Source organism: Lentzea albidocapillata (assembly GCF_000719115.1).
Classification (GTDB): Bacteria; Actinomycetota; Actinomycetes; order Mycobacteriales; family Pseudonocardiaceae; genus Lentzea; species Lentzea albidocapillata.
Genome location: NZ_JOEA01000016.1, coordinates 124,624 through 138,449 on the forward strand (window position 1 = coordinate 124,624; position 13,826 = coordinate 138,449).

Genomic DNA, 13,826 nt, shown 5'->3' on the forward strand with positions numbered 1-13,826 from the left:
TGAGGCGCCACGCCGCTGCGCGAGAGGCAAGGATTCCCGCCGCGAGAAGCGGTGGAGAGAGACTAAGAGAGGCCCCTGCGCGGCCGCGTCCTCACGGGACGCGCCCGGGGGTGGAGGAGCTGCATGTCGAACAAGGACAAGCCTGCCGGTGTCACCGGCGGGCAGGGCGTGGTTGCCGCACGCCCCGAACTGGCGGACCTGCCGGACAAGTTGCGGGTCCACGCACTGGCGAAACTGCTGGACGTCAGCAGCAAGGACGTGATGACGGCGCTGGCCGACCTCGGTGAGGTCCCCAAAAGCGCGCAGTCGAGCGTCAGCCGCGACGTCGCGCTGAAGGTCGCCGAGACACTCGTCGACTGGGACGACGTGGTCACCGGTGAGGTCACCGAGGACTACGAGGCGCCCGCGATCCCGGCGTTCGAGGCACCGGCGCTCGCGCCGATCTTCGCCGCGCCGAGCGCGGTGTTCCTGCCGCCTCAGCCGATCGAACGGCCGAAGGCCCCGCCCTCGCCGTTCGTCGTCGAGGAGGAGCCGGTAGTCGAGGAGAAGTCCGTCGGCGAGATCGCCGCGGACGAGCTCGACGCCGCCGAGGCAGCCGAGGCGGAGACCGACGCCGAGGTCGACGGTGACGACGAGGCGGACAGCCGCCGTCGCCGCCGCCGTGGCCGTCGTGGCCGAGGCCGCGGCAAGGGCACGGACGGCGAGGGCGGTGAGGAGACCGACGAGGCTCCGGCCGAGGAAGCCTCCGAGAGCGCCGAGAGCGACGACGCCGCCGAGGCCGAGGACGAGGGCGACGAGAGCTCGACCCGCCGTCGCCGTCGCCGCCGTCGCCGCAAGACCGGCGCGGAGGACGAGGTCACGTCCGAGGACGACCCGCCGAACACGGTCGTGCACGTCCGCGAGACGCGGGACGCGCGCGACGACAAGGCCGACTCCGAAGCCGCGCAGAGCGAGGTCCGCAGCATTCGCGGCTCCACGCGCCTGGAGGCCAAGCGCCAGCGCCGTCGTGACGGTCGCGAGGCCGGCCGCCGCCGTGCCCCGGTGCTGACCGAGGCCGAGTTCCTGGCCCGCCGCGAGGCCGTGGCCCGCACGATGGTCGTCCGCGAGCGCGGCGACCGCACCCAGATCGGCGTGCTGGAAGACGGCGTGCTGGTCGAGCACTTCGTCACGTCGTCGGGCTCCGGCTCGATCGTGGGCAACGTCTACCTCGGCCGCGTGCAGAACGTGCTGCCGAGCATGGAAGCCGCGTTCATCGACATCGGCCGCGGCCGCAACGCCGTGCTCTACGCCGGCGAGGTCGACTGGGACGCCGCCGGTCTCGAGGGCAAGTCCCGCAAGATCGAGCAGGCGCTCTCCAGCGGCGACTCGGTGCTCGTCCAGGTCACCAAGGACCCGATCGGTCACAAGGGCGCCCGGCTGACCACGCAGATCAGCCTGCCCGGCCGCTTCCTGGTCTACGTGCCCGGCGGCGGCGCCACCGGCATCAGCCGCAAGCTGTCGGACAACGAGCGCAAGCGCCTCAAGGACATCCTCAAGCGCGTCGTCCCCGAGGACGCCGGTGTGATCATCCGCACCGCGTCGGAGGGCATCGGCGAGGAGGAACTGGGCCGCGACGTCACGCGTCTGCAGGCGCAGTGGAAGGTCATCAAGGAGAAGTCCGCGAGCACCTCCACCAAGGCGCCGGTGCTGCTCTACGAAGAGCCGGACCTGCTGGTGAAGGTCGTCCGCGACCTGTTCACCGAGGACTTCGCCCAGCTCGTCGTCCAGGGCGACGAGGCGTGGGAGGTCATCGACTCCTACGTCCGCCACGTGGCGCCGGACCTGCAGGACCGCCTGAAGAAGCACGTCGGCAACAACGACGCGTTCGTCGAGTACCGCATCGACGAGCAGCTGATGAAGGCCCTGGACCGCAAGGTCTGGCTGCCGTCGGGTGGTTACCTGATCATCGACCGCACCGAGGCGATGACGGTCATCGACGTCAACACCGGCAAGTTCACCGGGTCGGGCGGCAACCTCGAAGAGACCGTCACGCGCAACAACCTGGAGTCGGCGGAGGAGATCGTCCGCCAGCTCCGGCTGCGCGACATCGGCGGCATCATCGTCATCGACTTCATCGACATGGTCCTGGAGTCGAACCGCGACCTGGTGCTGCGCCGCCTGACCGAGTGCCTCGGCCGCGACCGCACGCGTCACCAGGTCGCCGAGGTCACCTCGCTGGGTCTCGTCCAGATGACCCGCAAGCGGGTCGGCACGGGCCTGCTCGAGGCGTTCAGCCAGACGTGTGAGCACTGCCGCGGCCGCGGCGTCGTCGTGTCCACCGAGCCCATGCACTCGCACGGTGGTGGCAACGGTGGCGGCCAGCAGCAGCCGCAGCAGACCAGTGGCCGCAAGTCGCGCCGCAACAAGGGCGGCGGCGAGCAGGCGGCCGAGACCACCGAGGTCGTCGAGGCGCCGGCCGAGCCCGAGGTCGTCGAGGTCTTCGAGCCCGGTGAGCCGGAGGACACCACCGAGGACGTGGTCGCCGCCGACCAGGAGCACGAGGCCCACGGCCGTCGTCGCCGCCGTCGTCGTGGCCGCGACAAGGAGCCGCAGGCCGTGGTCGACGCGGTCGTGGTCGAGGAGCAGGCGCTCAACGGTCACGTGCCGCACGAGGTCGCCGAGGACCCGGCGCCCGTCGAGCTCGAGCCCGTCGTCACCGAGCCCGAGGTGATCGAGGAGACGGCCGAGGAGCTCGTCGAGCCCATCGCCGAGCAGCCCGTCGCCACGGGTCGCATCGGTGCCCAGCGGCCCGCCGAGCCCGAGCAGGAGCAGCCCGTCGCGACGGGTCGCATCGGAGCTCAGCAGCCCACGGTGACCGGCCGCATCGGCGCCCAGCGGCCCCTTCCGGCCGCCGAGCCCGAGCAGGAGCCCGCCGAGGCCCCGCAGCCGGTCTCCGCACCCGAGCCCGTCGCCGCTGCCCCTGTGGCCGCGGTGGAGGCCCCTGCGGCCCGTCCGCGGCGTCGCGCGGCCAAGCGTCCTGCCGGTGCGCCAGCGGCCGAGGCACCCGCCCCGATCGTGGTCGAGGTGCCCAAGCAGCCCGAGGTCCAGATGCCCGCACCGGTGGTCACCACCACCCGCAGGCGCCGCGCCGTGTCGCGGCCCGCGGGACCGCCGGTCCAGGAGGACTGACGCGAGATAGCGAGACCGGGGTCGCCTGCGGGCGGCCCCGGTTTTGCGTTGCGGGACAACGTTGTGAGGGACCGCACAGCCTGCGGGAACGTGATCGGGGCACCCCGGTTTGCTCCAGGAGTACCCACTCCCGTAACCTTGTGGACGGCCCGCCATCCGACGGGTCCTGTCGTGTGCCTCCTCTGGTGCCTAATGGTGGAAACACCGTCCCAGTTTGGTTGGCGCACGGCCCGTCACCATCGAGTAGCAGGAGACTTCCGTCCTGATGTACGCGATCGTCAAGACCGGCGGCAAGCAGTACAAGGTCGCTGTCGGCGACATCGTCGAGGTCGAGAAGCTCGAGGGCGAGCCGGGCACCGAAATCTCCCTCCAGGCGCTGCTCGTGGTCGACGGCACTGACGTCACCGCAGACGCGGCGGCCCTGGCGAAGTTCTCGGTTACCGGCAAGCTGGTCGAGCACACCAAGGGCCCGAAGATTCGCATCCACAAGTTCAAGAACAAGACCGGCTACCACAAGCGACAGGGTCACCGTCAGAAGTTGACCCGTGTCGAGGTCACCGGCATCACCGGTAAGTGAGGACCTGACTTCTCATGGCACACAAAAAGGGTGCATCCAGTTCCCGCAACGGCCGTGACTCCAACGCCCAGTACCTGGGTGTGAAGCGGTACGGCGGTCAGGTCGTCAAGGCCGGCGAGATCCTGATCCGCCAGCGCGGCACCAAGTTCCACCCCGGCGTCGGCGTCGGCATCGGCAAGGACGACACCCTGTTCGCCCTGCTGCCCGGTGCGGTGGAGTTCGGTATGAAGCGCGGTCGCAAGACCGTCAACATCGTTCCGGCCACGGTCTGAGGACCGTTTCCGCAACGTAGTTGTTAGACCTCTGCGAGGGGCGGGCCCGGTCATCCGGCTCCGCCCCTCGTTGTTTGTTCAGACCTTTGAAGGGAAGTAGTTCCGTGGCCCGCTTCGTAGACCGTGTGGTGATCCACGCTGCCGCCGGCAACGGGGGCAACGGTTGTGCTTCAGTGCACCGCGAGAAGTTCAAGCCGCTCGGCGGCCCGGACGGCGGCAACGGAGGCAGTGGCGGCAACGTCATCCTCGTCGTCGACTCGCAGGTGCACACCCTGCTGGACTTCCACTTCCGCCCGCACGCCTCCGCCACCAGCGGCAAGGCCGGTGCCGGTGCGAACCGCGACGGCGCGAACGGCGAGGACCTGATCCTGCGCGTCCCGGACGGCACCGTCGTGCTGACCGAGGCCGGCGAGATCGTCGCGGACCTCGTGGGCGAGGGCACCCAGCTCATCGCGGCGGCCGGTGGCCGTGGCGGTCTGGGCAACGCCTCGCTCGCGTCCAGGGCCCGCAAGGCCCCCGGTTTCGCGCTGCTCGGTGAGCCGGGCGAGACGCGCGACCTGGTGCTGGAGCTCAAGTCCGTCGCGGACGTCGGTCTCCTCGGCTTCCCGTCGGCGGGCAAGTCGTCGCTGATCGCGGTGCTCTCCGCCGCGAAGCCGAAGATCGCCGACTACCCGTTCACGACGCTGGTCCCGAACCTCGGCGTGATCACCGCGGGCGAGACCATCTTCACGATGGCCGACGTCCCCGGCCTGATCCCCGGCGCGTCGCAGGGCAAGGGCCTCGGCCTCGACTTCCTGCGCCACATCGAGCGCACCGCCGTCCTCGCGCACGTCGTCGACTGCGCGACGTTCGAGCCGGGCCGCGACCCGATCGCGGACATCGACGCGCTGGAGAAGGAACTCTCGGAGTACACCCCGGCGCTCGGCGGCAACTTCGAGGACCGCCCGCGCGTGGTGATCCTCAACAAGGTCGACATCCCGGACGCCCAGGACCTCGCCGACATCGTCCGCCCGGAGATCGAGGCCCGCGGGCTGCCGGTCTTCGAGGTGTCGACGGTGTCCCGCCAGGGCCTGCGCGAGCTGACGTTCAAGCTGGCCGAGGTCGTGCGCGAGTACCGCGAGGCCAAGCCGAAGCAGGAATCGACCCGAATCGTGCTGCGGCCGACCGCCGTGGACGACCAGGGCTTCACCGTGATCGAGGACCCCTCGGTCGAGGGTGGCTTCATCGTGAAGGGCGAACGCCCCGAGCGCTGGATCCGCCAGACCGACTTCTCCAACGACGAAGCCGTCGGTTACCTCGCGGACCGCCTCAACAGGCTGGGCGTCGAGGAGAAGCTCGTGAAGATGGGCGCCGTCCCCGGTTGCCAGGTCACCATCGGCGACCTGATCTTCGACTGGGAGCCGACCACCCCGGCCGGCATCGCGATGACGATGACCGGACGAGGCTCGGACATCCGTCTCGAGCGCAACGACCGCATCGGCGCCCACGAGCGCAAGGCCCTGAAGAAGGCCCGCCGCGCGCCCGGTGAGTACGGCGACGACTACGGTGTTTCCAGCGAGGAGTAACACAGTGACGGCCCCCGTGGTCTCACAAGCTCGGCAAGCGGTCGCTTCGGCGAACCGCATCGTGGTCAAGGTCGGTTCTTCTTCTTTGACCACAGCGGAAGGTGGCCTCGACCCAGCGCGTCTCGACGCGCTGGTCGACGCCCTCGCCGCCCGTGCCGCAGCGGGCAGCCAGGTGGTGCTCGTGTCGTCGGGTGCGATCGCCGCCGGCCTGGCCCCGTTGAAGCTCTCCCGCCGCCCCCGCGACCTTGCTACCCAGCAGGCTGCGGCGAGCGTCGGCCAGCTCACCTTGGCGCACGCCTACGCGAACTCGTTCGGCCGCTACTCACTGACCGTCGGCCAGGTGCTGCTGACCGCCGACGACGTGGTGCGCCGCGCGCACTACCGCAACGCCCAGCGGACGTTCTCGCGGTTGCTGGCGTTGGGTGCCGTTCCTGTCGTGAACGAGAACGACACCGTTGCCACCGAAGAGATCCGCTTCGGCGACAACGACCGTCTCGCGGCCTTGGTCGCTCACCTCGTCGGCGCCGACGCGCTGTTCCTGCTGTCCGATGTGGACGCCCTCTACTCGGGCGACCCGCGCAAGCCGGGAGCCGTCCGCATCGCCGAGGTGGCCTCAGCGTCCGATGTAGACGGTGTGAAGGCGGGCACCGCCGGCGCGTCCGGCCTCGGCACCGGCGGCATGGCCTCCAAACTCGCCGCCGCCCGCCTGGCCTCGTCCGCGGGCATCCCGGTGCTGCTCACCAGCGCCACCGAAGCAGGCAGGGCACTGACCTCCGCCGACGTGGGCACCGCCTTCGCCGCGACGGGTTCCCGCCTCACCGCCCGCCGCTTCTGGCTGGGCTACGCCACCGACGCCAACGGCCGCCTGCACCTCGACGACGGCGCGGTCGCCGCGGTCGTGGGCAGGCGTCGTTCGTTGCTGGCCGCCGGAATCACCGGTGTGGACGGCGACTTCGAGGCAGGCGACGTCGTGGAACTGGTCAGCCTGGCGGGCGAGGTCGTGGCCCGCGGCGTGGCCGGTTACGACTCGGCCGAGCTGCCGTCGTTGATCGGCCGCAAGACCCACGACCTGCCGGAAGAGCAGCGCCGCGAGGTCGTGCACGCGGACGACCTGGTGCCGCTGGCTAGGTGAGCTCGACGCCCTTCGTCTCGGGCAGCGTCAGCACCACGAGGAACGTGATCACCGCGCTGACCGACACGTACCAGAAGAAGACGGTGCCGCCCACGGCCTGGATGACCAGCGGGGCGGTACCGCCGAACACCGCGACGGTCAGGTTGTACCAAGCCCCGATGCCGAGCCCGCGCAGTTCGGTCGGGAACAGCTCGCTCATGATCGCCGGCGCGATCGACGTGATCGCCGTGTACAGCCCGAGCCCCACGGCGAACACGATCACGAGGTTCGCCAGCCCCGGTCTGACCAGTGAGGACAGTGGCACGACCAGCAACGCCATCGCCGCGGACCACACGAGCATCTGCGGTTTGCGGCCGTAGCGGTCGGCCATCCACCCCATCGGGTACTGCAGCGCGATGAACACGACGGTGCCGATCGACAGGGCCAGGAACACGTCGATGTCGTTGGCGCCCTTGCTCTTCACCGCGAACGGCGTCAACGCGCTGAAGAACGTGTAGAAGCTCAGCGTCGAGAGCAGCGTGATGCCGATGAGCTGCCCGACGGCCTTCGGGTGCTCCTTCAACGTCATCAGCAGCGGGTTGCGCAGGCTCTCGGCCTTGGCCCTGTTCTCCTCGAACTGCTCGGTCTCCTTGAGCTCCCGCCGCAGCCACAGCCCGACCAGGCCGAGCACGCCGCCGATCAGGAACGGCACGCGCCAGCCGTAGGAGGCCATCGCGGCCTTGTCGAGGTTGCGGGACAGGAAGAACCCGAGCAGCGACGCGATCAGCACCGCCGCGCCGGTCGAGATGTAGAAGAACGACGAGTACCGGCCGCGATGCGTGGCGGGAGCGATCTCCGCCAGGTACGCCGACGCGTTCGACACCTCGCCACCGAGCGCCATGCCCTGCGCGATGCGGGCGAGCACCAGCAACGCCGGTGACAGCCAGCCGACCTGCTCGAACGTCGGCAGCAGGCCGATCATGACCGAGCCACCGGACATCAGCACGATCGTGAACAGCATCGCGGTGCGGCGGCCCCTGAGGTCCGCGAACCGGCCGAGCAGGTAGCCGCCGAGAGGGCGGAAGAAGAAGGCGAGTGCGAACGTCGCGAACGTGCTCAGGAGCGCGGCGGCCTCGTTGCCGGCGGGGAAGATCTGCGTGGCGAAATAGATGCTGAACGCCGTGTAGATGCCCCAGTCGTACCACTCCACCGCGTTGCCGGCGCTTGATGCGACGAGCGTGCGTACGGGCAGTCGATGCGTCTCCGAAGTAACCGCCATAGACGCACTTAATCACAGTGTCTGGAACGAGTAACCAGTCCAGCGCGAAGTTGACCGTTATGCGCTGGCGCGCCTTATTGGGGCAATTGTCGGGACTGGATCGTTGGTCAGGAAGTCGACGATTATCGCGTTGCACAGCGCAGGTTTCTCGTGCAGCAGACCGTGCGATGTGCCGGGAACGACTGCGAGTTCGGCGTTCGGCAACGCCCGGTACATCGCTGTGGCGTGCTCCAGCGTCACCTCGTCGTCATCGCCGATCATGATCAGTGTTCGGTTCGGCAGTTTCCCGAGATCTTTCTCGGTCAGCGCGGGCGAACGGCGGTGCATCGGCGTCAGTTCCGTGGCCGGGTCCCAGCCGTCGTGGTGGAAGACGCCGCACACGACCACAAGCCGTTGCACGAGATCTGGCCTGAGCACGGCGGTGAGGAGTGCGACTGTGGCGCCGTCGCTGCAGCCGAGCAGGTGGGCGGGCCCGGTCTTCTCCAGGAACGCCACGGTCTCCTGGGCCATCTCGGTGTGGTCCTGAGTGGCCTGGTCGACGCGATGTGGTGCGTGCACGTCGAAGCCCGTGAGCGCGTCGAGTTGCGGGCTGAACGCGGACGGGTCGGCGCCGCCGGGGTGCAGGAGTACAAGAGTCATGTGCAGGCAGACCTCTCTCGTCGTTGATACTCATCGCCGTGCGATCTATTGGGTTGGTGACGTTGGTGGTCCGCGACTACGACGAAGCAATTCGCTTCTACGTGGAGGGACTCGGGTTCACGCTGGTCGAGGACCTTCCGCAGGGCGACAAGCGCTGGGTCGTGGTGTCGGCGGGCGAGGGGACGTCGCTGCTGCTGGCACGGGCTGACACAGGTCAGCAGCAGGCACGGGTGGGCGACCAGACCGGTGGCCGCGTCGGGTTCTTCCTGAACACCGACGACTTCGACCGCGACCACGCCCGTATGGTCGCTTTTGGCGTGCACTTCCGCGAGGAGCCGCGCGACGAGGTCTACGGCCGTGTGGCCGTGTTCGAGGACCTCTATGGCAACCGCTGGGACCTGCTTCAGCCCGCCCGAGCCTGACCGGGAGACACCCCGACGATCCGTTTGAACGCCCGGCTGAACGCGGCCTCCGACTCGTAACCGAGGCCGCGGGCGACCTCGCTGACCGTGCTGTCGCGGTCCTTCAGCCGATTCATCGCGACGTGCATGCGCCACCGCGTGACGTAGCGCATGGCCGGTTCGCCGACGAGTTCGGTGAACCGCGCCGCGAACGCCGACCGTGACATGGCGGTCTGGTGCGCGAGGCGTTCGACGGTCCACGGCTGCGCGGGATCGCGGTGGATCAGCGCGAGTGCCTGCCCGATCTGCTGGTCCTGCAACGCGCCGAGCCAGCCGGTGCGCGCGGCCGGGTCGTTGGCGAGCCACGAGCGGATCGTCTGGATCACCAGCACGTCCGCGAGCCTGGTGATGACCGCCTCGCCGCCGGGGCGCACGGCCTGTGCCTCGGCGGCCATCAGGTCGATCGTGGCGCGCATGTCGTCGGCGCGGCGCACGTACAGCACGTTCGGCAGCACGTTGATGAGGTGCTTCGCGGCCGGGTGGTCGAAGCGGACCGCACCACACACGAGGTGCGTCACCGGGCCGCCGCCACCGTGCCGCAGGATCGCGTAGTTGTCGGTCTCGAACTCGTGCGGCAGCGTCGTGACGACCGGCGACTCCGCCTCGCCGTAGAACAACCGGTGCCGCTGCCCACCCGGGACGAGCAACACGTCGCCGGGCTCGAGCGAGATGACCTGGCCGTCGACCTCGACGTCGCAGCGGCCGCTGGTCAGGACGTGGAACCACAGGCAGTCCGCCATGTCGGGCATCGTCGCGCCCCACGGCTCGGTGAGCTCGTTGCGGCAGTAGAAGGTGCCGGACATCCTCAACAGGTGCAGTGCCTCGCCCAGTGCGTCGGTCATGCCGTTGATTCTGGACGAACGAGCAAGCCCGCGCGATGAATTGTCATTGAGAGTCCGGCGCTCAGCGGTCAAAGTGAGCGCCATGGGGACAATCACGCTGATCGCAGCCGCCGCTTCCGGCCTGATGGCCGGGCTGTTCTTCGCCTTTTCCGTCGCTGTCATGCCCGGCCTCGCCGACCTGCCTGCCTCCGCGGCACGCGAAGCGATGCGCCGGATCAACGTCCGGATCCAGAACCCGCTGTTCCTGCTGGTGTTCCTCGGCAACGCCGTGCTGTGCGGCATCGAGGTCTTCCAGGGCAGGATCGCCGGTGGCCTGCTCTACGTCGTCGGTTGCGTCCTGCTCACGATGTTCGTCAACGTGCCGATGAACAACCGTCTCGACCAGACCGACGACGCCTACTGGCCGCAGTACCTGCGCACGTGGACGATCTGGAACCACGTGCGCGCCGTCGCCTGTCTCGCCTCGATGGTCACCCTGCTACTCGGATTCTGAGGCCGTGCTTGGGTCGCATCGCGGCGAGCCCGGTCGGCGTGAGGCGTTGGGGGAGCAGTTCGGGTTTCGGCTTTTGCAGCAACGCTTTCAGCATCACGGTCAGCTCGGTCGTGGCGAGCCCGGCGCCGATGCAGCGGTGCGGGCCACCGCCGAACGGCAGGAACTCGTGCAGGGCGGGCTTGGTCTCCCACCGGTCCGGGTTGAACTTCAGCGGGTCCGGGAACACCTCGGCCAGCCGATGCGTGACGTATGGGCTGTACAGCAGGAACGTGCCCTGCCTGATCTTCTTGCCGGCGAACTCGAAGTCCTGAGTCGCGACCCGCGCCGAGACGACCGCCGGCGGATAGAGCCTGAGGGTCTCGTTGACCACGTTGCCCAGGTAGTCGTCGTCCTGCTGCGCGCGCTCCCAGACCCCGTTGTGCCGCAACAGGTTGAACACCGCCCACGCCATCGCGCCGCTGGTCGTCTCGTACCCGGCCGCGATCAGCGTGACGATCTGGTCGCGCACCTCCAGATCACTCAGCCCGTCACCTTCCACGAGAGAGGTGAGCACGTCACCGGCCGTCTTGCCTTGGCGCGTCTCCTCGATCGCCCGGTACACCCGAGCGTCGACGGCCCTGCGCGCCCGCATGGCGTTGCGCCAGGCCGGGGCCCTCATCGTCCTGAGCAACGTGACGACCGCCGGGTTGCGGTCGATCAGGTTGATCAGCACCTGCAGGTGCGCACCGAAGAAGTCCGAATCCTGTGCCAGCTCCTCGCCGAACAACGCGTGGATCGTGCTGCGCCGGATAGCCCGGCGGAACTCCTGGTACGCGTCGACCGTCTCGCCCGGCCGCCACGCGTCGATCGTCGCCTCGGCGTTGGCCCGCATGACCGGCGCGTAGCTCGCGATCTGCCGGTGCGCCAGCGCGGGCTGCACGAACCGGCGCCGCCGTTTGTGGTCCTCGCCGTCGCTCACGATCAACGACGTGGGTCCGTCCACCGGCACCAGCGACTGGAACGCCCGCTCCACCTCGAACAGCTCGGAGTGGGCGAACACGAACCGGTTCGCCTCGGGCCCGAGCAGGTAGGTGTAGGGCCCCATCCGCACGACCGGCCCGAACCGCCGGTACAGGCTCGCGAGGAAGTCGGCCTGCCGGTACCGCACGACGTCCGGAGTCATGCCGCTGACAGTGCCACACAGCAGGGTCGGTCCGGCACCGTCAGTTCGTCACCGCCAGCGCGAACGGCAGCACGGCGGACACCCCCTCCTTCCTGAGCATCCGAGCCGCCACCGTCATGGTCCACCCGGTGTCGATATGGTCGTCCACCAACAGCACCGGACCGTCCACACCGGACAGATCCGGTGTCTCGCCCGCCCGCACCAGCCCGGCCAGCCGCTGCGCGCTGTTGGCCCGGTGCGTCGACTCACCGAGCCACACGGTGCCCAGGAACGGCAGCCGCCCGATCGACGCGATCTTGTGCCCGAAGCTGCCGACGAGCTCCGGGCGCCGACGCGAACCGATCGTCACCACGCCTACCGGTCGTTCGTCCCAGCCCCACGCCGTCAGCACCTTCACGCACGCCGCGAACACGTCGTCCGGGATCTCCCGGTCGGCACCGTCCGCGAGCAGGTCGCGCAGCCGGTTGCCCCAGCCGATGTCGGTGAGGCGGCCGAGCGCCCTGCCCGTGGCCGCCACCTCGGTCGCGGGGATCTTGCCGGACAGCGGGACGCCGATCGCGCTCATGCCCGTCGGCCACATCTTGCGCGGTGCCACGTCCAGGCCGGGACGCAGCAACCGTTCGCGAGCCGCTTCCGCCGCCACCTCGGACACCTCGACCGACAGCCGCTCGCCGGTGCAGTTGTCGCAGCGGCCGCACTCGTGCGAGGTCGGGTCGTCGAGCTGGTCCTGCAGGAACTTCATCCTGCACGCGTCGGTGCGCTGGTACTCGATCATCACCTGCTGCTCGGCCTTGCGCGCCTGGGCGATGCGCGCGTACCGCTCACCGTCGTACTCCCACGGCCGGCCGGTCGACTCCCAGCCGCCACGCACGCGCCGGACCGCGCCGTCGACGTCCAGCACCTTCAGCACCACCTCGAGCCTGCCGCGCGACAGCTCGACCATGGGTTCCAGCGCCGCGGTCGAGAGCGGTTTGCTCGCGCCGTCGAGCGCGGACAGCACCTGCCGCACCACCACCTCGGGCGGGAACGCCAACGACGTGAAGTACGCCCAGATGTCGCGGTCCTCGTGGCCCGGCAGCAGGACCACCTCGGCCCGTTCGACGCCGCGGCCCGCACGGCCGATCTGCTGGTAGTACGCGATCGGGGAGGACGGGGCGCCCACGTGCACGACGAACCCCAGGTCCGGCTTGTCGAAACCCATGCCGAGGGCTGAGGTGGCGACGAGCGCCTTGACCTTGTTGTTCAGCAGGTCTTCCTCGGCGCGTTCACGCTCCGAGGATTCGGTCTTGCCCGAGTACGCGGCCACCGCGAACCCGCGTGAGGCGAGGAACGCCGCGATGTCGTCCGCCGCCGCGACCGTGAGCGTGTAGATGATCCCGGAACCCGGCATGCGGTCGAGCTGTTCGGCCAGCCACCCGAGGCGGGACTCCGCCGTGGGCAGCATGGCGACCGACAGCCGCAGACTGTCGCGGTCCAGCGGCCCGCGCAGCACCAGCGTCCCCTCGTCGGCGCCGAGCCCCAGCTGCTCGGTGACGTCGTGGACCACCCTGTTGTTGGCCGTCGCCGTCGTCGCCAGCACCGGCACGCCCGGTGGCAGCTCCGTCAGCAACGTCCGCAGCCTGCGGTAGTCCGGCCGGAAGTCGTGGCCCCAGTCCGAGATGCAGTGGGCCTCGTCGACGACGAGCATGCCCGCCGACGCCGTCAGCGACGGCAGCACCGCATCGCGGAAGTCAGGGTTGTTCAGCCGTTCCGGACTCACCAGGAGCACGTCGACCTCGCCGGCCGCGACCTGCTCCTGCACGGCGTCCCACTCGCCGGGGTTCGCCGAGTTGATCGTCACCGCGTGCACACCGGCCCGCGCCGCCGCGTCGATCTGGTTGCGCATCAACGCGAGCAACGGCGACACGATGACCGTGGGGCCCTCACCGAGCTGACGCAGCAACGCCGTCGCGATGAAGTACACGGCCGACTTGCCCCAGCCCGTGCGCTGGACGACGAGCGCTCTGCGCCGCTGGGCCACGAGCGTGTGGATCGCGGTCCACTGGTCCTCGCGCAGCTCCGCCCCAGGGCCCGCCAGTGCCCGGAGCCGTTCCTCCGCCAGTCCTCGCAACGCGATGTCGTCCATGAGGCGCAAGCTTGCCAGGCCACTCTGACAGTGTCTGTTTGCCGCTGCTCCGCAGACGGCGGCGAGTTCGCCGTGAAGTCGGTCGTCCGGCCACCGATTCGGGCCGAATCGCCTTCGGCGGTTGACCTGAAT

The 13,826-nt window shown here is 69.4% G+C and carries 12 protein-coding genes; 7 read left to right on the plus strand and 5 right to left on the minus strand.

Features of this window, described 5'->3' with window-relative positions:
- Positions 1 to 123 precede the first annotated feature (123 nt).
- The 5 genes from IG04_RS0126495 to proB all read left to right on the plus strand — a co-directional run bounded on the left by IG04_RS0126495 (position 124) and on the right by proB (position 6,714).
- Positions 124 to 3,168, plus strand: a complete 3,045-nt coding sequence (locus IG04_RS0126495; RefSeq protein WP_030479430.1) for a translation initiation factor IF-2 N-terminal domain-containing protein — start codon at positions 124 to 126, stop codon at positions 3,166 to 3,168.
- Positions 3,169 to 3,433: 265 nt separating this feature from the next.
- Entirely contained in the window at positions 3,434 to 3,745 is a 312-nt protein-coding gene (gene rplU, locus IG04_RS0126500) for a 50S ribosomal protein L21 (RefSeq protein WP_030479431.1), read from the plus strand.
- 14 nt (positions 3,746 to 3,759) lie between these two features.
- The gene (rpmA, locus tag IG04_RS0126505; protein ID WP_030479432.1) at positions 3,760 to 4,017 is read left to right on the plus strand and encodes a 50S ribosomal protein L27; all 258 of its coding nucleotides are present in this window, start codon (positions 3,760 to 3,762) and stop codon (positions 4,015 to 4,017) included.
- A 104-nt stretch (positions 4,018 to 4,121) separates the two neighbouring features.
- Complete coding sequence (gene obgE / locus IG04_RS0126510) at positions 4,122 to 5,582, plus strand: GTPase ObgE (RefSeq protein ID WP_030479433.1); 1,461 nt, start codon at positions 4,122 to 4,124, stop codon at positions 5,580 to 5,582.
- 4 nt (positions 5,583 to 5,586) lie between these two features.
- Entirely contained in the window at positions 5,587 to 6,714 is a 1,128-nt protein-coding gene (gene proB, locus IG04_RS0126515) for a glutamate 5-kinase (protein WP_084402194.1), read from the plus strand.
- Here the strand turns inward: proB and IG04_RS0126520 are convergent.
- Together IG04_RS0126520 and IG04_RS42895 are read right to left on the minus strand one after the other, a co-directional pair.
- The gene (locus IG04_RS0126520; RefSeq protein ID WP_030479435.1) at positions 6,707 to 7,972 is read right to left on the minus strand and encodes an MFS transporter; all 1,266 of its coding nucleotides are present in this window, start codon (positions 7,970 to 7,972) and stop codon (positions 6,707 to 6,709) included. The two genes, proB and IG04_RS0126520, sit on opposite strands and share 8 nt — an antisense overlap.
- A gap of 57 nt (positions 7,973 to 8,029) precedes the next feature.
- A complete protein-coding gene (locus IG04_RS42895; RefSeq protein ID WP_051770731.1) occupies positions 8,030 to 8,611 on the minus strand; it encodes an alpha/beta fold hydrolase in 582 nt (193 codons plus the stop codon).
- A gap of 56 nt (positions 8,612 to 8,667) precedes the next feature.
- Between IG04_RS42895 and IG04_RS0126530 the strand changes: the two genes are divergently transcribed.
- A complete protein-coding gene (locus IG04_RS0126530; protein ID WP_248782535.1) occupies positions 8,668 to 9,033 on the plus strand; it encodes a VOC family protein in 366 nt (121 codons plus the stop codon).
- On the opposite strand, the gene IG04_RS0126535 is transcribed toward IG04_RS0126530, so the two are convergent.
- On the minus strand, positions 9,015 to 9,914 hold the full coding sequence (locus tag IG04_RS0126535) for an AraC family transcriptional regulator (protein ID WP_030479438.1): 900 nt from the start codon (positions 9,912 to 9,914) through the stop codon (positions 9,015 to 9,017). The two genes, IG04_RS0126530 and IG04_RS0126535, sit on opposite strands and share 19 nt — an antisense overlap.
- 82 nt (positions 9,915 to 9,996) lie before the next feature.
- On the opposite strand from IG04_RS0126535, the gene IG04_RS0126540 reads away from it, so the two are divergent.
- Positions 9,997 to 10,407, plus strand: coding sequence for an anthrone oxygenase family protein (locus IG04_RS0126540; RefSeq protein ID WP_030479439.1), 411 nt, complete (start codon positions 9,997 to 9,999; stop codon positions 10,405 to 10,407).
- Here the strand turns inward: IG04_RS0126540 and IG04_RS0126545 are convergent.
- Both IG04_RS0126545 and IG04_RS0126550 read right to left on the minus strand, forming a co-directional pair.
- A complete protein-coding gene (locus IG04_RS0126545; RefSeq protein ID WP_036015930.1) occupies positions 10,385 to 11,569 on the minus strand; it encodes a cytochrome P450 in 1,185 nt (394 codons plus the stop codon). The genes IG04_RS0126540 and IG04_RS0126545 overlap by 23 nt on opposite strands.
- 40 nt (positions 11,570 to 11,609) lie before the next feature.
- Positions 11,610 to 13,694 carry a RecQ family ATP-dependent DNA helicase gene (locus IG04_RS0126550; protein WP_030479441.1) on the minus strand — a complete coding sequence of 695 codons (2,085 nt, stop codon included), beginning with the start codon at positions 13,692 to 13,694 and terminating at the stop codon, positions 11,610 to 11,612.
- Positions 13,695 to 13,826 lie beyond the last annotated feature (132 nt).